At 70.7% G+C, this 18,073-nt stretch carries 16 protein-coding genes and 1 riboswitch; of the genes, 9 read left to right on the top strand and 7 right to left on the bottom strand.

Translation table 11 applies throughout. From position 1 onward, the window contains the following. Positions 1-53: 53 nt before the first annotated feature. Positions 54-1,256: a DUF6716 putative glycosyltransferase gene (locus ACFFRH_RS13145; protein WP_386156475.1), complete on the bottom strand. Its 1,203-nt coding sequence runs from the start codon at positions 1,254-1,256 to the stop codon at positions 54-56. Positions 1,257-1,371: 115 nt separating this feature from the next. Then, the gene (locus ACFFRH_RS13140; RefSeq protein ID WP_386156473.1) at positions 1,372-2,340 is read right to left on the bottom strand and encodes a hypothetical protein; all 969 of its coding nucleotides are present in this window, start codon (positions 2,338-2,340) and stop codon (positions 1,372-1,374) included. An 812-nt stretch (positions 2,341-3,152) separates the two neighbouring features. After that, a riboswitch (cyclic di-AMP (ydaO/yuaA leader) is annotated at positions 3,153-3,291 on the top strand. An 18-nt stretch (positions 3,292-3,309) separates the two neighbouring features. Here ACFFRH_RS13140 and ACFFRH_RS13135 point away from each other — a divergent pair. The 7 genes from ACFFRH_RS13135 (at position 3,310) to ACFFRH_RS13105 (ending at position 11,665) form a co-directional block, all read left to right on the top strand. Then, on the top strand, positions 3,310-4,002 hold the full coding sequence (locus tag ACFFRH_RS13135; protein ID WP_344748608.1) for a CHAP domain-containing protein: 693 nt from the start codon (positions 3,310-3,312) through the stop codon (positions 4,000-4,002). A 520-nt stretch (positions 4,003-4,522) separates the two neighbouring features. Further along, complete coding sequence (locus tag ACFFRH_RS13130) at positions 4,523-5,872, top strand: ABC transporter substrate-binding protein (protein ID WP_344748609.1); 1,350 nt, start codon at positions 4,523-4,525, stop codon at positions 5,870-5,872. A gap of 355 nt (positions 5,873-6,227) precedes the next feature. Further along, the gene (locus ACFFRH_RS13125) at positions 6,228-7,205 is read left to right on the top strand and encodes a carbohydrate ABC transporter permease (protein ID WP_344748610.1); all 978 of its coding nucleotides are present in this window, start codon (positions 6,228-6,230) and stop codon (positions 7,203-7,205) included. Between the two features lie 89 nt (positions 7,206-7,294). Continuing rightward, positions 7,295-8,101, top strand: coding sequence for a carbohydrate ABC transporter permease (locus ACFFRH_RS13120; protein WP_344748611.1), 807 nt, complete (start codon positions 7,295-7,297; stop codon positions 8,099-8,101). After that, entirely contained in the window at positions 8,098-9,522 is a 1,425-nt protein-coding gene (locus ACFFRH_RS13115) for a GH1 family beta-glucosidase (RefSeq protein WP_344748612.1), read from the top strand. The genes ACFFRH_RS13120 and ACFFRH_RS13115 overlap by 4 nt, the downstream gene beginning before the upstream one ends. A 34-nt stretch (positions 9,523-9,556) precedes the next feature. Further along, positions 9,557-10,564 (top strand): LacI family DNA-binding transcriptional regulator, encoded by a 1,008-nt coding sequence (locus ACFFRH_RS13110; protein ID WP_344748613.1) that lies wholly within the window; start codon positions 9,557-9,559, stop codon positions 10,562-10,564. Between the two features lie 111 nt (positions 10,565-10,675). Beyond that, complete coding sequence (locus ACFFRH_RS13105; RefSeq protein WP_344748614.1) at positions 10,676-11,665, top strand: phosphotransferase family protein; 990 nt, start codon at positions 10,676-10,678, stop codon at positions 11,663-11,665. A 170-nt stretch (positions 11,666-11,835) separates the two neighbouring features. Here the strand turns inward: ACFFRH_RS13105 and ACFFRH_RS13100 are convergent, their stop codons facing one another. From ACFFRH_RS13100 to sigK, 4 genes are all read right to left on the bottom strand, one after another. Further along, positions 11,836-12,240, bottom strand: coding sequence for a YkvA family protein (locus tag ACFFRH_RS13100; RefSeq protein WP_344748615.1), 405 nt, complete (start codon positions 12,238-12,240; stop codon positions 11,836-11,838). 164 nt (positions 12,241-12,404) lie between these two features. Further along, positions 12,405-13,013: a TetR/AcrR family transcriptional regulator gene (locus tag ACFFRH_RS13095; RefSeq protein ID WP_344748624.1), complete on the bottom strand. Its 609-nt coding sequence runs from the start codon at positions 13,011-13,013 to the stop codon at positions 12,405-12,407. 188 nt (positions 13,014-13,201) lie between these two features. Then, on the bottom strand, positions 13,202-13,969 hold the full coding sequence (locus tag ACFFRH_RS13090; protein ID WP_344748616.1) for an anti-sigma factor: 768 nt from the start codon (positions 13,967-13,969) through the stop codon (positions 13,202-13,204). Then, positions 13,966-14,565 carry an ECF RNA polymerase sigma factor SigK gene (gene sigK / locus ACFFRH_RS13085; protein ID WP_386156467.1) on the bottom strand — a complete coding sequence of 200 codons (600 nt, stop codon included), beginning with the start codon at positions 14,563-14,565 and terminating at the stop codon, positions 13,966-13,968. The genes ACFFRH_RS13090 and sigK overlap by 4 nt, the downstream gene beginning before the upstream one ends. Before the next feature lie 85 nt (positions 14,566-14,650). Here sigK and ACFFRH_RS13080 point away from each other — a divergent pair, with 85 nt between their 5' ends. Both ACFFRH_RS13080 and ACFFRH_RS13075 read left to right on the top strand, forming a co-directional pair. Continuing rightward, positions 14,651-15,868, top strand: a complete 1,218-nt coding sequence (locus tag ACFFRH_RS13080; protein WP_344748618.1) for an FAD-dependent oxidoreductase — start codon at positions 14,651-14,653, stop codon at positions 15,866-15,868. A gap of 65 nt (positions 15,869-15,933) precedes the next feature. Then, the gene (locus tag ACFFRH_RS13075; protein ID WP_344748619.1) at positions 15,934-17,265 is read left to right on the top strand and encodes a class II 3-deoxy-7-phosphoheptulonate synthase; all 1,332 of its coding nucleotides are present in this window, start codon (positions 15,934-15,936) and stop codon (positions 17,263-17,265) included. Positions 17,266-17,447: 182 nt separating this feature from the next. Here ACFFRH_RS13075 and trxA read toward each other — a convergent pair whose 3' ends face one another. After that, a complete protein-coding gene (gene trxA, locus ACFFRH_RS13070) occupies positions 17,448-17,819 on the bottom strand; it encodes a thioredoxin (RefSeq protein WP_344748620.1) in 372 nt (123 codons plus the stop codon). Positions 17,820-18,073 lie beyond the last annotated feature (254 nt).

The following is an 18,073-nucleotide window of genomic DNA, read 5'->3' as shown; positions in this document are numbered from 1 at the left end:
GGTTCCCTGCCGAACGCCTCGAAGACGTTCCCGGCCGGGCGCCGTGGAGATTCCTAGCCGAGCGCCCTGAGATAGCGGCGCATCCGGCGCTTGGCGCGGTAGCCGACGCGCAGCACGTTCGGCGGGACCTCCACGCGCATGCGGGCGCGGCGGCGGGCGGCGGCGAACTCGGGGCCTTCGAGCAGGGACCTCGCCGGGACGAGACGCCCGGAGCGGGCCTGCCCGACCAGCGAGACCATCCGCGACGCCCAGTCGCTCTCACCACCGGGGTGGAAGTAGTTGACCTTGCACCAGGCGTCGTCCGGGTCCAGGAACCGCCCGGCGGAGAGGTCGTCGAGGGTGCCGAGCAGGCCGCTGTCCTCGAAGACCAGGTTGATCATCTCGGCGCCCACCCCGAAGTCCGACAGCACCAGGAGCGGCACCTTCTGGGCGATCGCCTCCAGCGCGGCGGTCGAGCTGACGGTGACGAACCCCGCCGCGTGGGCCAGGTGCTCGTGCATGGGCCCCACCGCGAAGCGCACGGCCTCGGCGCGCACCCGGCCCTCCCCGGCGAGCGACTGCCACAGGCGCTGGTAGTGGTGACGCTCGTTGTGGGTCTGGCGCTCGGTGTCCAGGGCGCGGAGCTTGACAACGACGTCAAGGTCCGGACGCCTCCTGGCCAGCTCGGCCAGGGCGAGCAGAATGCGCTCGCGCTCCTCCCTGCGCCTGGGCACCTTGGCCTGGGTGGCGAACACCACCCGGTCTCGCGGCCCGGTGGCGGGCGTCTCCGCGCCGTCGCGCAGGAACGGCAGCCGGGCCAGCCCGACCTGGCCCCCGCCGCCCAGCCTGCGGCCGATCTCGGAGAACTCCTCGACCTCCCGGCCGCTGTGCAGCACGAACAGGTCGCATCCGCTGCGGAACAGCCACGCCTTCTCGGTGGCGGGCACGGAGATGCCCGGCAGCCCAGAGACGAACACCGGCCGGGGCCGCAACCCGGCCAGCACCTCACCGGCCAGCACGTCCACCACGGGCCCCGTACAGGCGACGAGCACCACGTCGGGCCGCAGACGCTCCGCGGACCTGCGCAGCGCGCGGGCCGAGAGCACGGGCGGGTCGGCCGCCGAGCCGGCGACGGCGGCGTGGATCTGCGCCGGCGACGGGGTGATGGGGGTACGGACGACCGCCAGCTCCGTCTCGCAGCCCGAGGGCAGGTCCCTCAGCAGGCAGGCCGCCCACTTCAGGTAGGAGTCGGAGTCGGCCACGGCCAGGACCTTCAAAGAGAACCTCCGGCGGGGAATCCCCGGTTTCGCGCGGTTTTCGTACGGTTTCGTAGGCATAGAAGCGCGGCGCGCGGCCCGCGGGCGGCGAGCCCGCCGGGCGTCGGCCACGGGGTCATGACCCGGTGACTCCCGTGTCGTGGTGGGCGAACCTCGACAGGTGCGAGCGGAGTGAGGGAACCGCCTCGGCCGTCCACCACTCGTCGGGGACGTCCACCGTCTCCACGGCGACGCCCCGGGCCGAGAGCAGGACCCGCAGGGAGGTGACCGCGGTGGAGGGCAGGCTGAGCACCCGCTGCTCGGCGGCGAGCCCGCGCAGGGTCATCTCGGCGGGGGTCCCGCCGTCGTAGACGGTGATCCCCGGCTGCTCCCCGACCCGGGCGAGGTCGTCGGGATCCTCGCGGCGGTGCGGGAAGTAGGCCACCGGACCGGCCGAACCGAGCCCGGCCAGCCAGGTGAAGTAGCGGTCGCGGTGGATCAGGCCGTTGCGGACCAGCGAGGTCCCGAGGACGACGGTGCGCTCCTCGGGACGGGGCCCGCGCAGCGGCTGGGACCGCAGCCAGGCGAAGTCGTGGGTGACCAGCTCGGCTCCCCCCGCGCGTACCGCCTTCGCCAGGTCGGGAGGGACGGGCAGCGCGGTGAAGATCGACAGCCGTCCCGAGCGGGCGGCGGCGCGCAGCCTGAGCCCGGCCGCCGCGCCGAGGGCGGTCCTGAGCCTTCCGACCTTCGCCCTCGCCCTCAGCAGGGGCGTTCCCAGTCTGCCGGTGAGCAGTTCCAGGAGCCTGATGGTGGCGAGACCGTCGTCGACGATCACGATCCGGCCGGGGAGCGCGGTGAGCCAGCGGAACTGGACCTTGCCGGAGAAGGCGTCGCCCACCACCCAGGTCTCGCCCCGGCGCGGCCGGGGCATGTCCGGCCTGGCCGCGGTGAGCTCCAGCCCTCTGGGCAGGGTGAGACGGCCCAGCTCGCGGCCCGTCACGGCCAGCGGGCGGAGTTTCGCCCTGGGCACGAGATGGCTGCGGGCGCCGAGCAGCCCGGCATGATGGGCCTCCACCGCGCAGAGCATCTGCAGCGGGGACTCCACCCAGGCAACGGCCGAACCCTGATCCCGCGCGTGGTCTCGGCCGTCCTCCACGCCGGGCGATGACCCGTTCACGACTGCCACAACCTAACCCGGTGTCCTTAAGCGCCCGGGAACTGCGGGTGAACAGCCGACCACGCGCGCTTGTGGATGATCGTCCGGTCTTTACCCGCGTGCTCGGCGGGGCCTGGGGGAAAGCGTGTTCCTTTACTCGGCACCTTTACTTTCCCGGGGCCGCGGGACCCCGCCGAGCGCGTCGCTTTACCCTCCGGGCGGCGAGACCCGCTCACCCCTCTCCATCACCGCCCTGAGCTGGGGAAACTCCCCCGGGCACGAGCCTGGAGCCGCCGGATCCGGCACACCGGCCCCGGACCTCCCATGGGAGAACCCCTACCATCCGAATACTTTTTACTATCGAAAACATGTTCGACATTTGACCGGATGCGCCGCCTCCGGCCAGGACCCTCACCCGCGCGTCGTAGCACCCCTCGACCCGGGGGCCGCGGGCGGGTCCGGAGAACCCGGATCGCCGCGGAGGCAGGGGATTCCGGCCTCGAAGGGCCGTCCCTCCGTCCACCGGGACGAGGCACGGACAGGGTCGCCTCACCTCACCCCTCCCGCCGGGCGGCACCCGGCAACACCTTCCCGGTTCATACGTATTCCCAAGTCAGGGCAATATGTCCTACTTGTAATCGTCTGTCCGTCTGACGTACCTTCGTCCTATTCATGGCGATTGCCTAGGTCTACCAAGGTCTGTGCATTGCCGTCACATTGCCCGACCGTGTCCCACCTGGCGGAGCTCCTTCCACCGATGGTGAGCACGGCCGCCGAATCCGCGAGGTCTGCGGAACCGGGGAACCACGTTCCTGGGGTGAATCAGCGCACCTGTGCGCCGTAGGGCACTTCCCAGCCCGAACCCGTCAGCTAACCCGGTAGGCGGAATGGAAGCGAAGCAAGGAGTCGAACCCCCGCATGACCCATCGCCTCATCTCCACTCCCCGCGCGGCATGCGCCATCCTGGGCGCGTGCGTCGCCCTGGCGACCGGCGCCACCGGCACCGCACTTGCCGACGGACACGGCGTCGTGAACGCCCCGCCCGTCGACACCAAGGCCCAGGACGCCAAGGCCGCGAAGACCCCCCTCCAGATCGCGGCCGAAAGGCTCCCCAAGGTCTCCGCGGCGAAGGTCCTGGACATCGCCTCCAAGCAGATCGGCGTCCGCGAGAACGCCCAGGGCGGCGGCACCAAGTTCCACTCCTGGTACATGTCGAGCCCCCGCGCCAAGGAGACCCTCGCCCGCGACGGCGGCCGTAACGTGTACGACTACGCCAACGCCCCCTGGTGCGCGATGTTCGTCTCCTGGGTCGGCGAGATGGCCGGCATCCGCCCCACGATGGGCTGGGACGCCTACACCGTGGCCCACGCCAAGTGGTTCAAGAACAACGGGCACTGGGGCACCATCCCCACCCCCGGCGCCGTCGTCTACTTCGACTGGGCCGGTGGCAAGAGCATCGACGGCATCGACCACGTCGGCTTCGTGAAGAACGACAACGGAGACGGCACGATCACCACGATCGAGGGCAACACCGGCAACGGCGACGTCGAGCAGCGCGTCCGGCCCATCTCCCAGGTCGTCGGCTACGGCTACCCCGTCTACTCCAACTGATCCACCCCCGCCGCCCGCGCCCGTCATCCTCCCACGGCGCGGGCCTCCCGGCCCCACGGCCGTCCGCCGGCGAACGGCGGCCCGCTCCACACGCCCCCGGGGGCGTCGCTCCGTCCGGCGACGCCCCCGGGGGCGTTCCTACCGCCCCCCTCGCCCTGACACGCCCTTGACAGCCTTCCGCCGGCACCCGGCGGGTGCGCCCCTCCCGGCCCTGCCGACGGCACCCCGGCCACGCACGGACACGAAATGCCCCGACTGTATGTCCGTGAGATGGGAGCGCTCCCAATCACCTCGATGAGACGTTTGGGTAGGTTTGCTGCTAATAGTCCCGCCTAAAACGGCCGGATGTAACGGTTGAGTTTCGGCATATTGACGTCCTGGTTGCCCATCGTCCACTCTTCGTGGGAGCGCTCCCAAAGCACATTGAGGAACGACCTCGTCACGAGGACCGCGTTTGTCGGGGACCGGTCCGCGATGTCGCCTCCCAATGATTCGGGCGACCACCTGAGAGGGGTCCGGAATGTTGAACAACAAGCGACACGGCAAGCTCGCCGCCGTCGCGGTCATGGCGGCCACCGCCCTGGCCATCACGTCGTGTAGCTCCAGCGAGCCCGCCAAGACAGCCGCGGACGGCGGCTCCGCCGCACCGGCCGAGCCGGTGACCATCACCGTGCACACCTTCGGCGGCGGCGAGAACTTCGGCTACGACAAGGCCGTGGAGACGTGGAACGCGGCGCACCCGAACATCCAGGTCAAGTACCAGAACCTGACCGACCGGTTCGAGGACGTCTACCTCCCGCAACTGCTCCAGCGTCTACAGGCGGGCAGCGGCGCGGCCGACATCATCGCCCTGGACGAGGGCGCGATGGGCCTCATGAAGGCCCGCCCGCAGTTCTTCACCGACCTCGCCGAGTACGGGCTGGACAGCCGCAAGGCCGACTTCCCCGCGGCGAAGTGGGACAACGGCATCAACGCCGACAACAAGCTCTTCGCCGTGGGCACCGACATCGGTGGCATGACCATGTGCTACCGCAAGGACCTGTTCGAGAAGGCGGGCCTGCCCACCGACCGCGAGGAGGTCGGCAAGCTCTGGCCGGACTGGAACGCCTTCAAGGCGATCGGCGAGAAGTTCAAGGCCGCCAACCCCGGCAAGACCGATCCCAAGTTCATTGACGGCCCGAACACGCTCTACAACGTGATCCTGTCGCAGGAGGCGCCGAAGAACGGCAACGTCGCCTACTTCGACAAGAACAACCAGCTCATCATCGAGACCAACCCGGCCATCAAGACCTCCTTCGACACGGTGAAGAGCTTCAGCGAGGCGGGCCTGACCGCCAAGCTCGCCTCGTTCAGCCCGCCGTGGAACGCCGCGATCAAGAAGGGCGCCTTCGCGACCATGGGCTGCCCGGCCTGGATGCTCGGCGTGGTCTCCGGCGCGGCCGGTGAGGACAACAAGGGCAAGTGGGACGTCGCGGCCGTGCCCGGCGGCGCGGGCAACTGGGGTGGCTCCTACCTCGCGGTTCCCAAGCAGAGCAAGCACCCCAAGGAGGCCGCCGAGGTCCTGAACTACCTCACCGGCAAGGAGGGTCACATCATGGCCTTCCAGGAGGCCGCGGCCTTCCCGAGCTCCATCCCCGCCCAGCAGGACCCGGCGGTCGCCGACCTGAAGAACCCGTTCTTCAACGACGCGCCGACCGGTCAGATCTTCGGCGCCTCGGTCAAGGACCTGCTGCCCGTCTTCCTCGGCGAGAAGCACGCCCAGGTCAAGACCGCGGTGGAGAAGGTCCTTGAGGGCATGGACCAGGGCTCGGTCAAGTACGACCAGGCCTGGACCAAGTTCCTCGAAGCCGGCGTCAAGGCAGCGGGCTGATCCCCGTACCGACCCGCATCGGCCCGGCCGCGGTGACCCCGCGGCCGGGCCAGTCGCCTGACCCCGCTGAAAGGCTCTGACCTTTGACTTCCTCTCCACGGCTGAAGCCGGGAGATTCCGGCCCTCGCGGGCCGGGCTTCCCGGTTCACCGGCGACCGTCCGCCCGGCCCGAGCCGGCCGGGTCCCACCTCGCCCCCACAGGCGCTTCGTCTCTCCGCCCGCCCGGCGAGGGCACCACGCGTCATGCGTCGGCGGCCTGGTCATCGCCGCAGAACGCCCTACCGACCCGCGCGACACCGTGCCGCGTTCCCACCCCGGAGCCAAAGCTCGAGGTCTCCACGCTCAAGGAGATTCGATGACACTGCACGTCGACTCCCCGGCCGCCCCGCCACGACCCGGCCCCCGCCGGTCGCAGGGCCGCCGAGGACCGGAGCGGGGTGGTGGATGGGCCCGGTTCGACCTCCGGGCGACCCCCTACTTCCTCGTCTCCCCGTACTTCCTGCTCTTCGCCGTCTTCGGCATCTTCCCGCTCGGCTACACCCTCTGGGTCTCGCTGCACGATTGGGAGCTCGCCGGGGACAAGACCCTCGTCGGCCTCGACAACTACATCGAGCTGATCACCGACGAGGCCTTCTGGAACGCGGTGATCAACACCCTCGGCATGTTCGTCCTGTCGACGGTCCCGCAGCTCGTGCTCGCCCTCCTGCTGGCCAACGCGCTCAACAAGCGCATCCGGGGACGGCTCTTCTTCCGCCTCGGCGTGCTGCTGCCGCTGATCACCTCCGTCGTCGCCGTCGCGGTGGTCTTCACCCAGCTGTACGGGCGCGACTACGGCATGATCAACTGGTTCCTGAGCTTCTTCGGGGTCGACGCGATCAACTGGCAGAACGAGAAGTGGTCCTCGTGGATCGCGATCTCCACGATGATCGACTGGCGCTGGACCGGCTACAACGCGATCATCATGCTCGCCGCCATGCAGACCATCCCCAAGGACCTCTACGAGGCCGCCTCCATCGACGGTGCCACGCCCAGGCGGCAGTTCTGGCAGATCACCATCCCGATGCTGCGCCCGACGATCATCTTCGTCGTGTTCATCTCCACCATCGGCGGCCTGACGCTGTTCACCGAGCCGGTCATGTTCGACGGCAACCCGACGATGAGCGGCGGCGCCACCGGCCAGTACCAGACCGTGGCGATGTTCATCGTCAAGGAGGCGTTCCGCGACTTCGACTTCGGCTACGCCGCGGCCGCCTCGTGGCTGCTGTTCGCGCTGATCCTCATCGGGACGCTCATCAACTACTCCTTCACCCGCCGTATCGGGGGTTCCAAGTGACGGTCACCCAGCTCCGGCGGCCCCCCGCGCACTCCCGACGGGCCTCGGGCCAGTCGGCCGCGCGGAACCGCATCTGGGACGCCGGCCCCATGACGAAGGTCGTGCTGGCCTTCGCCCTCGTGCTGTCCGCGTTTCCCATCTACTACATGTTCATCATGGCCACCCGGACCAACGAGGAGGCCATCGACGTACCTCCGCCGCTGCTCCCCGGCGGCCACCTCGGTGAGAACATCGCGCGGCTGCTGTCCACCGAGGACGCCTACTTCATGACCGGCCTGATCAACTCGGCCATCGTCTCGGTCACCGTGACCGTCTCGGTCGTGCTGATCTCCACGCTGGCCGGCTTCGCCTTCGCCAAGCTCCGCTTCCGGGGCAGCAAGGTCCTGCTGGGCCTGATCCTGGTGACGATGATGGTCCCGCTCCAGCAGATGGGCGTCGTGCCGCTGTACGAGCTCATGGTCACGCTCGGCTGGACCGGCCAGCTGAAGGCGGTCATCCTCCCCTTCCTGGTCAACGGCTTCGGGGTCTTCATGATGACCCAGTACGCCACCCAGGCGGTGCCGGACGAGCTGGTCGAGGCGGCCCGCGTGGACGGCGCCTCCACCATGCGCATCTACGCGAACGTCATCCTCCCCGCGCTCCGGCCGGGCATGGCGGTACTCACCCTCCTGGTCTTCATGCAGACCTGGAACGAGTTCATGTGGCCGTTGATCGTGCTGAACCCGGACAACCCGGTGGTTCAGACGTCGATCGCCGCGCTCAACCAGGCTCACGGAACCGACTACGTGATGCTGTTCACCGGCACCGCGGCGTCGGTCCTGCCACTGTTCATCGTTTTCATCGCGTTCGGCCGCCAGATCGTCGGCGGACTCATGGAAGGTGCGGTCAAGGCGTGACGACGCAAGAGACGCGAATTCAGACCCCGGAGCTGGTGTTTCCGACGAACTTCGTCTGGGGCGCGGCAACCTCCGCCTACCAGATCGAGGGCGCCGTCTCGGAGGACGGCCGAGGCCGTTCCATCTGGGACACCTTCGTCAAGCAGCCGGGACGGGTGGTGAACGGCGAGCACGCCGACATCGCCATCGACCACTACAACCGCTACCGGGACGACGTGCGGGTGATGGCCGAGCTCGGCCTCAGCGCGTACCGCTTCTCCGTCTCCTGGCCCCGGATCCAGCCCGACGGGCGCGGCGCCGTCAACCCGGGGGGCATCGACTTCTACAGCCGCCTGGTCGACGAGCTCCTCTCCCGGGGCGTCGACCCGTGGGTGACGCTCTACCACTGGGACCTGCCCCAGCCCCTGGAAGACGCGGGCGGCTGGCCGTCGCGGGACACGTCGAAGCGCTTCGCCGACTACGCGGCGGCCGTGCACGACGCGCTGGGCGACCGGGTCCGCAACTGGAGCACGGTCAACGAGCCCTGGTGCTCGGCGTTCCTCGGGTACGCCTCGGGCGAGCACGCCCCCGGGCGGCGCGAGCCGGAGAAGGCCGTGTTCGCCGCCCACCACCTCCTGCTCGCGCACGGCCTGGCCGCGCAGGCGATCCGGGCCCAGCGGCCCGAGACCCTCATCGGCGGCTGCGTCAACCTGTACGCGATCTCGGCCCAGACCTCCTCCGAGGCCGACCTGGACGCCGCCCGCCGCATCGACGGGCTGCAGAACCGCTTCTTCCTGGACGCCCTGCTCAAGGGCGAGTATCCGGCCGACGTCCTGGAGGACCTCGGCCGGCCGGAGGGGCTCGTCCACGACGGGGACATGGAGACCATCTCGACGCCGCTGGACAAGCTGCTGATCAACTACTACAGCCGCTTCACCGTCTCGGGCACCCCGGGCGGCGCCGCGTCGGCCGCGGCGGCGCCCACCGACTCCGGGTCCCCCTGGGTCGGCAGCGAGCACGTGTCGTTCGTCGGGGGCGGACGGCCCGTGACCGCGATGGGCTGGGAGATCGACCACGCGGGGCTGCTGGAGATCCTGCACCGGCTCGCCACCGAGTACCCGCGCGTCCCGCTGGTCATCTCCGAGAACGGCGCGGCCTTCGACGACGTCGTGGGCCCCGACGGCGTCGTCCACGACCGCGACCGGGTGGACTACCTCGACGCCCACCTGCGCACCTGCCACGCCGCGATCGAGGCGGGAATCCCGCTGGAGGGCTACTTCGCCTGGTCGCTGATGGACAACTTCGAGTGGGCTTGGGGGTACGGCAAGCGGTTCGGGCTGGTCCACGTCGATTATGAGACCCAGGTCAGAGTTCCCAAAGAGAGCGCTCTCTGGTATGCCGGGACCATCAGGCGTGGAGGCCTGAGCGGTCCGGCAGAATAGGGGCCGGGAAATTCACCACTGGGGGCACAAACACATGAACGGCGACCGTCGTCCGACGCTTGAGGCGGTCGCGGCCCTGGCCGGCGTCGGCAGGGGAACGGTGTCGCGGGTCATCAACGGCTCACCGAAGGTGAGCGAGAAGGCCCGCGACGCCGTGCTGCGGGCGATCCAGGAGCTGGGATACGTCCCCAACCGGGCGGCCCGCGCGCTGGTCACCCGGCGCACCGACACCGTGGCGCTCGTCGTCTCGGAGTCGGAGCTGCGGGTCTTCGACGAACCGTACTTCGCCGGGACCATCCGTGGCATCGGCTCGGCCCTTTCCGAGACCGGTCTGCAACTGATCCTCGCGATGGCGCAGTCGGAGCAGGAGCACGAGCGGCTGGAGCACTACCTGACCGGGCAGCACGTCGACGGGGTGCTGCTGATCTCCCTGCACGGCGCCGACCCGCTGCCGGGACGGCTGGAGGCGATGGGCGTGCCGACCGTCATCGGCGGTCGGCCCGTCGGCCTCACCCCCTACAGCTACGTCGACGTCGACAACCGGGCCGGGGCGAGGCAGGCGGTCAAATACCTGCTGGGCAAGGGCCGCCGCCGGATCGCCACCATCGCGGGCCCCCAGGACATGGGTGTGGGCGTCGACCGGCTCGCGGGCTACCGCGACGCGCTGCTCGCGACCGGTGTGAGCGAGATCGTGACGTACGGCGACTTCAGCGAGGAGAGCGGCATGGCGGGGATGCGCAGGCTCCTCGCCGAGAACCGTGACCTGGACGCCGTCTTCACCGCCTCCGACCCGATGGCGCTGGGCGCGATGCGGGTGCTGCGCGAGGAGGGCAGGTCGATCCCCGGCGACGTCGCGGTGATCGGCTTCGACGACTCCCCCGCCGGGGCGCACTCCTCCCCCGCCCTCACCAGCGTGCACCAGCCCACCGAGTCGATGGGCCGGCAGATGGCCCATCTGCTCGTCGCCCGCATCAACGGCGAGCAGCTGGAGCAGCCGGTGGTGATACTGGACACCCACCTGATCGAGCGCGACTCCGCCTGATCCGCGCTACTTCCGTCCCTCCCCTTGACTCACCCCTGCCCGTCGCGTCACCGTTCCCCCGAGCAGCACCGAGGCAACCCCCGAGTCAGGACAGGCAGGACGAGGTAGGAAATGGACAGTAGGACGAAACGCCCGCTCACCTCCGCCGAACTCGACGCGCTGGCGCGGCGGGCCCTGGACGTCGGCGTCTCCTCGGCCACCGAGATGACCGACGGCTTCGCCAACGCCGTGTGGCGGCTCGCCCTGCTGGACGGCCGGGAGGTGGTCCTGAAGCTGTCGCCGCCGCCCGAGCTGGAGCAGCTGAGCTACGAGCGCGACCTGCTGCGCACCGAGGCCATGGTCTACGGCCTGGTCGGCCCCGCGGGGGTGCCGGTCCCCGAGCTGCTGCGCGCCGGGTTCGACGACCCGGTGCTGGGCGGCGACTACCTGGTCCTGGCCGCCCTCGACGGGGTGCCGTGGAACCAGGCGAGTCCGGCGGAGGCGGACCAGCGGGCCCTGCGCCGGGAGCTCGGCGGTCACCTGGCCCGGCTGAACGCGATCACCGGTGACGTCTACGGCTACCCGCACGCGGGCCTGACCGGCGGCACCTGGCGGGAGGCGTTCCTGACGATGACCGGCGCGCTCCTGGCCGACGCGGGCCGCTACGCCACCCCGCTGCCGAGGCCGGCGCCCGAGATCGCGGCGGCGATCGAGTCGGGCGCGGGCGCGCTGGACGAGGTCGAGGTCCCCCGCCTGGTCCACTTCGACGTGTGGCCGGGCAACGTCTTCCTCACCCGCGACGAGACACCGCGCATCCAGGCGATCATCGACCACGAGCGGGCCTTCTGGGGCGACCCGCTGGCCGACTTCGTCACCCCGACGATCTTCGAGGAGCTGGACGAGTCAGACCCGATCGTCGCCGGCTACCGCGACGCGGGCGGCGTCGTGGAGTTCACCGGTCCCGCCCGGACCCGGATGACCCTCTACCGCCTCTACCTCGCCCTGATCCTCCTGGTCGAGAACGGCCCCCGCCAGTACCCGGAGGAGGAGTACGCCTCCCTTCGCGACCGCTCCATCACGGCCGTGCTCAAAGCCCTCGACGAGCTCTCGGCGACGCCGTGACCGGTGCCGCCCGGGATGTCCGGTGCGTCCGGGGTGCTCACACGACCGAAGCCACCCACATGAACAGGGCGCCCGCGTAACCGGAGTCGCCCACGTGACCGGGGCGGCTCATCACGTGACCGGAGCCGCCCGTCACGCCCGCCGGTGCCGGGAAACGCGGCTCCCGGCCGTCACGTCCCGCCGACGAGGCGCCGGACGACGGCCAGTCCCTCCGGGGTGCCGGGCCAGTGCCCGGCCAGCGCCTCGGGTCCGGCACGCCTGACGACCGAGCGCAGGACGAAGGCGACGATGATCGCGTCGTCGGCGTAGCCGAGCACCGGGATGACGTCGGGGATCAGGTCGATGGGCAGCGCGAGGTAGCCCAGCAGCAGCCACAGCCGCACCCGTACCCCGCGCGGCAGGCCGCCGTCGCGCGCGAGCCTGGCGACCAGGCGGAGGAGGTCGGGCAGCAGGCGCAACGTCTCGGTCAGCGCGGTGCCCCTGGGACGCGCCATCACCAGGAAGGCGGCCAGGGCGAGCCAGAGCAGCAGCAGACCACCCGCGACCCCCGCCGCCACCCGCCAGACCTCGGACATCTTCTCGCTCTCCTTCTCGCCCGGCGAACGAACACCACCGGACTCCCGGGGCCGGACGCCGAACCGGGCGGGGCCGGGCCCGAGGCCAGAGTACGCGAGCGCCGGAGGACGGCCCGGCGGGCGTACGCCTACTCCGGTGAAGCCCGCGACGGAACGGGTGGGGGTCAGGCCGCCGAGGCCCGCAACGCCGTCAGCGCCGCGTCCAGCGCGGCGCGCAGCGGCGTGATCGACCGCGTCGTCTGGGTCAGCAGCAGGCCGCCCTGGAGCGCCGCGAAGATCGCCAGGGCCAGTTCCTCGGGGTCGGCGTCGGCGCGCAGCAGGCCGGTGGCGCGCATGCGCGTGAGCCCGGCCCGCAGGTATCCACACCAGCGGTCCATGTGCCCGGCCACCTCGGCGGCGCGCTCGGGATCGCTGCCGGCCAGCTCGCTCGCCATCGCCCCGATCGGGCAGCCCCAGTGCGGCTGCGAGCCGTAGTGCGCGATGACGGCGTCGCGCCAGCCCTCCCATGCCTCCCAGGTGTCGAGCGTGTCCAGGAACGGCCGCTGCGCCTGGAGCACCCGCTCGGCCTGGAACGCCGCGATCGCCGCGACCAGATCGCGCTTCCCGTCCGGGAAGTAGTGGAACAGCTGGCTCTTGCTGGTCGCCGTCCCGGCCCGGATGTCGTCCAGGGTGGTGCCCCCGACCCCGCGGGCGAGGACCAGATCGGCGGCGGCCTCGACGATGCGGGCGCGCGTGAGCGCCCCTTTGGCGGTGAACCTCACCGGGTTCGGCATGTCCACAGCATAACCTCCTGGACCGTACGGTCCAATGCGCCGCGCCGCCTCCCGGGACCCGTGCCCGCCGGGCCGATCCCCGCTCTCCCCGGCCCGGACGGCCCCGGACCCGGACCGGCGCCTCCTTCGTAGGGGGTCGAGGTACGGGATCGAGGCCCCTTCAGGCGTCCGGGCGCCGGGGAGCCCGTTCAGGTGGAGGGGAGGTCGGCGATCATGATGGGGGTCGTGGTGGGCCGGTCGGAGCCCCCGGCGGGCTCGACGGTGAGGCCGACCCGCTCGTCGCCGCGCAGGGGGGTGGCGAGGACCGGGACGACGCTGCCGTCGGCGGCCCGTTCCAGCAGCCCCGCCGGGCGGACGCCGTCTCCGCCCATCATCCACAGCTCGTAGACCCGGGAGCCGGGCAGCGGCGGCAGGCCGGTGGCGGTGAAGAGCATCCTGCCCTGGGAGGGCGCCATCACGACGACGCCGGTGCCCCCGGAGGAGACGCGCTGCCTGACGGTCTCGGCGTCGGGGGCCGCGATCACGGCGACGACCTGCCTGAGCTGCTCGCGTTCCCTGGCGGCGTCGACCGCGACGACGCCGAGGACCACCGCCGCCGCGGTCGACACCGCGGCCAGGCCGGTCAGGACACGCCCGCGCCAGGGGGAGGCCCCGCGCAGCGGCACCACGTTCTCCCGCCCGGACTCCCCGGGCCGGTCGGACGGCGCGGCCTGGCGCTCCAGGATCGGCGGCTCCTGCCGGACCTCGGCGATCCGCCTCATGACCCGGGCCTTCATCGCCCGGGGAGGGGGTTCGGCGGCGCCCAGGGCGAGCCGGGCGGCGGTCTCGGACAGGCCGCGCACCTCGACGGCGCAGGCCTCGCAGCGGGACATGTGCGCCTCGAAGAGCGCCACGTCCCGTTCGGGCAACGCGTGCAGCGCGTACGCGCCGGAGAGGGTGTGGAGGTCGTCGTTCACCTTTCCACCCCCATGCAGTCGCGGAGCCGCACCAGGCCGTCGCGCATCCTCGTTTTGATCGTACCCAGCGGCACCTTGAGCAGCCCGGCCACCTCCGGGTAGCTGTAGCCGCCGTAGTAGGCCAGTGTGACGGCCTGTTTCTGCAGGTCGGTCAGGCCGCCGAGGCAGCGGCGCACCCGCTCGCCCTCCAGCCGGGTGGTCACCGTCTCGGAGACCTGGTCGTAGGGGATCTCTCCCGACATCCTGGAGACCCGTTCCTCCCTGTCGGTGGCCGCCTGGGCGGAACGGACCCGGTCGACGGAGCGGCGGTGGGCCATCGTCATCACCCACGCCAGGGCGCTGCCACGGGTCCGGTCGTACCGGGAGGCGGTACGCCAGACCTCGACCAGGACCTCCTGCGCCACCTCCTCGGCCTGCGCGCGGTCGCGCACGACCCGCCGCGCGAGGCCGAAGATCGGACCGGCCAGCAGATCGTAGAGCCGCTCGAAGGCCGGCTCCCGCCCGAGGGCGACCTGGGCCAGCAGGTCCTCCAGGCCGGGGGGATCCTCGGGATCCGGCGTTCCCGCGGGGTCGCGTTCTGTCCTCACAGTTCGCAATTCGACACTGGGTGAGGGGTGGATTGCCGGCGAACCTGTTTTCTTCCGCCGGATCCTGTGTCAGAATTTCATTGGGTGATGAATTATGAGACGAACCACATGCGTGATCGCCGGGGGCGGCCCGGCGGGCGCGATGCTCGCGCTGCTGCTGGCCAGGGCCGGCGTCGAGGTGACGCTGCTGGAGAAGCACGACGACTTCCTGCGTGACTTCAGGGGTGACACCATCCATCCCTCGACCCTGCAGATCCTCGACGAGCTGGGCCTGGCCGAGGAGTTCCACCGCCTTCCGCACCGCAAGGCGTACGGGATGGAGATCCACACCGACGACACCACGGTTCCGGTCGCCAACCTGAGGCGACTTAAAAGCAAATATCAGTACATAGCCTTCGTCCCGCAGTGGGAGTTCCTCGACCTGCTGACCACCGCCGCCAAGCGCTACCCGAACTTCCACCTCCTCATGGAGACCGAGGTGCTCGGGGTGATCCGCGAGGGCGACGCGGTGCGCGGGGTGCGCTACCGGGACGCCTCGGGCGAGCACGAGCTGCGCGCGACGCTCACCGTCGCCGCCGACGGCCGCCACTCCGACGTACGCCGGTCCGCCGGGCTCGTCCCCGTGGAGCACAGCGCCCCCATGGACGTGGTCTGGTTCCGGCTGCCGCGCGAGCCCGAGGACCCCGGCGTGACGTTCCTGCGGGTGTCCAGCGGCCACATGATGGTGTCGATCAACCGCGAGACCTACTGGCAGCTCGCCTACCTGATCCCCAAGGGCGGGTTCGAAACCCTGCGCTCCCAGGGGATCGAGGCGATCCGCGAGCCGGTCGCCAGGCTGCTGCCCTTCCTCGGGGACCGGGTCGGGCAGCTGCGGGACTTCGAGGCGGTCAGCGTGCTGTCGGTCGTGCTCAACCGGCTGCGCCGCTGGCACCGCCCCGGCCTGCTGGTCATCGGCGACGCCGCGCACGCCATGTCGCCGATCTTCGGCGTCGGCATCAACCTGGCCGTACAGGACGCGGTCGCCGCCGCGAACCTGCTGGCCGAGCCGCTCGCCGCCGGGGCGGAGATCCCGGAGGCACTGCTCGCGAGGGTCCAGCGGCGGCGCACCCCGCCCACCGCCATCACCCAGTTCGCCCAGCGCGTCGTCCAGAACCGGCTGATCCGGCCGACGCTGAGCGAGCACCCCCGGCAGGTGCGGCTGCCGCGCGACATCTCCCGGCTCCCCCTGATCGGCTTCCTGGCCAGGCGTTTCGTGGGTTTCGGGGTCCTTCCGGAGCATATTTCCAGCCCCATGAAATCTCACCAGGTATAAAGACCTTCTCACTCCGTGGACAATCGGGTCTGTTCGAAGAGCCGGTTGCAATAGCCTGGTATGTCGTGAGCATCAACCTCGATTCCTGGCGGCAGCTGCCTGCGGCGCAGCAGCCCGAGTGGCCCGACCGCGGCGAGCTGGACAAGGTCGTCACCGAGCTGAAGGGCCTGCCGCCCCTCGTCTTCGCGGGCGAGTGCGACAACCTCAAGGCGGACCTGGCGGCGGTGACGCGGGGCGAGGCCTTCGTCCTCCAGGGCGGAGACTGCGCCGAGACCTTCGGTGGCGCCACCGCCGACGACGTGCGCAACAAGCTCAAGACGCTGCTCCAGATGGCCATCGTGCTGACCTACGCGGCGAAGGTCCCCGTGGTGAAGATCGGCCGGATGGCCGGGCAGTACGCCAAGCCGCGCTCGAAGAACTTCGAGACCCGCGACGGCGCCGAGCTGCCCGCCTACCGGGGCGACATGGTCAACGGCTTCGACTTCACCGCCGACTCCCGCGTTCCCGACCCGTGGCGGCTGCTGCGGGCCTACCACTCCTCGGCGGTGACGCTCAACCTGATCCGCGCCTTCACCAAGGGCGGCTACGCCGACCTGCGCCAGGTGCACGCCTGGAACCAGGACTTCGTGATCGAGTCCCCGGCGGGCAAGCGCTACGAGCAGCTCGCCCGCGAGATCGACCAGGCGCTGGCCTTCATGCGCGCCTGCGGCGCGGAGCCCGAGGAGTTCCACACCGTCGAGTTCTACTCCTCGCACGAGGCGCTGATCCTCGACTACGACCGGGCGCTCACCCGGATCGACTCGCGGACCGGCCGCCCGTACGACGTCTCGGCGCACATGGTCTGGATCGGCGAGCGCACCCGCCAGCTCGACGGCGCCCACGTGGAGTTCTTCGCCAGCATCCGCAACCCGATCGGCGTCAAGCTCGGCCCGACGACCAGCGCCGAGGACGCCCTCGCGCTGATCGAGAAGCTCAACCCCGACAACGAGGCCGGTCGCCTCACCTTCATCACCCGGATGGGCGCGTCGAAGATCCGCGAGCACCTCCCCGAGCTGGTGGAGAAGGTGACCGCGAGCGGCGCCCAGGTGGCGTGGATCTGCGACCCCATGCACGGCAACACCTTCGAGGCGCCCAGCGGCCACAAGACCCGCCGCCTGGACGACGTCCTGAACGAGGTGGCGGGCTTCTTCGAGGTGCACCGCGCGCTCGGCACCCACCCGGGCGGCGTCCACATCGAGTTCACCGGCGACGACGTCACCGAGTGCGTGGGCGGCGGCGCCGAGATCGTCGAGGACGACCTGTCCAGGCGCTACGAGACGGCCTGCGACCCGCGTCTCAACCGTGGCCAGTCACTTGACCTGGCCTTCCGGGTGGCCGAGCTCTACCGCTCGGCCTGACCTTCCCGGCCGGATCGGGCCGTCCCGGCGAACGCCGGGGGGCCCGGTCCGATCCTCCGGATCCGCGAGACGACTCCACGGCCCCTGAGGGAGCCGGAGAGCTCCGGTGCCCCCGATCATGCGAAAGCCCCGCGCCGCCCGAGGAAGCGATCCGATGGCGCGGGGCTTTCGCGATCCGGGCATCAGCCCTTCTGGGCGCCCAGCTCGTTGGCGAGCTCGGCGCGGATCGCATCCATGTCAAGCGCGCGAACCTGGCCGATGAGGTCCTCAAGGGCGGGCTCGGGCAGCGCGCCCGGCTGGGCGAAGACGACGATGCCGTCGCGAATGGCCATGATCGTCGGAATCGAGGTGATCTCGAATCCCTGCGCGAGCGCCTGCTCGGCCTCGGTGTCGATCTTGCCGAACTTGATGTCGGTGTGCTTCGCCGACGACTTCTCGAAAATCGGTCCGAAGGTGCGGCACGGTCCGCACCAGGCCGCCCAGAAGTCCAGCAGGACGATCCCCTCATCGGCGATGTCGTTGAAGTTCTTCTCGGTTACCTCGATGGTGGCCACCGGTGGCTCCTCCTGTCGTTCACGTCTGTACGGCTGGCATAACCACTTCCCCCCCTCGCGCATTCCATCCCGCCATCCCGCCACCCCGCCCTCGACCCCGGGGCGAGCGCACCGGCGGCGCCGGCTTCCAGGTGAGCCGCCCGAACGGCGACACCGCGCTCCCGTCCGGATACACCTGCGCCTGACGGCCACCCCCGGCCCGCCTGCCCCGGCTCCTCCGCCCGCACGAGGGGCGGGTGAGCCGGGGACCGGCG

This window comes from Streptosporangium vulgare (genome assembly GCF_042428775.1).
Lineage (GTDB): Bacteria > Actinomycetota > Actinomycetes > Streptosporangiales > Streptosporangiaceae > Streptosporangium > Streptosporangium vulgare.
The sequence above is the reverse complement of the archived record's forward strand: the minus strand, read 5'-3'. Positions and strand labels throughout refer to the sequence as shown.

What these genes read in the sequence shown, in the direction of transcription:
- ACFFRH_RS13105 (WP_344748614.1), top strand. Translation starts at nt 10,676, where the DNA reads ATGGACAGTAGGACGAAACGCCCGCTCACCTCCGCCGAACTCGACGCG.
- ACFFRH_RS13100 (WP_344748615.1), bottom strand. Translation starts at nt 12,240, where the DNA reads ATGTCCGAGGTCTGGCGGGTGGCGGCGGGGGTCGCGGGTGGTCTGCTG.
- ACFFRH_RS13080 (WP_344748618.1), top strand. Translation starts at nt 14,651, where the DNA reads ATGAGACGAACCACATGCGTGATCGCCGGGGGCGGCCCGGCGGGCGCG.
- ACFFRH_RS13120 (WP_344748611.1), top strand. Translation starts at nt 7,295, where the DNA reads ATGACGAAGGTCGTGCTGGCCTTCGCCCTCGTGCTGTCCGCGTTTCCC.
- ACFFRH_RS13130 (WP_344748609.1), top strand. Translation starts at nt 4,523, where the DNA reads ATGTTGAACAACAAGCGACACGGCAAGCTCGCCGCCGTCGCGGTCATG.
- ACFFRH_RS13110 (WP_344748613.1), top strand. Translation starts at nt 9,557, where the DNA reads ATGAACGGCGACCGTCGTCCGACGCTTGAGGCGGTCGCGGCCCTGGCC.
- ACFFRH_RS13135 (WP_344748608.1), top strand. Translation starts at nt 3,310, where the DNA reads ATGACCCATCGCCTCATCTCCACTCCCCGCGCGGCATGCGCCATCCTG.
- ACFFRH_RS13095 (WP_344748624.1), bottom strand. Translation starts at nt 13,013, where the DNA reads ATGCCGAACCCGGTGAGGTTCACCGCCAAAGGGGCGCTCACGCGCGCC.
- ACFFRH_RS13125 (WP_344748610.1), top strand. Translation starts at nt 6,228, where the DNA reads ATGACACTGCACGTCGACTCCCCGGCCGCCCCGCCACGACCCGGCCCC.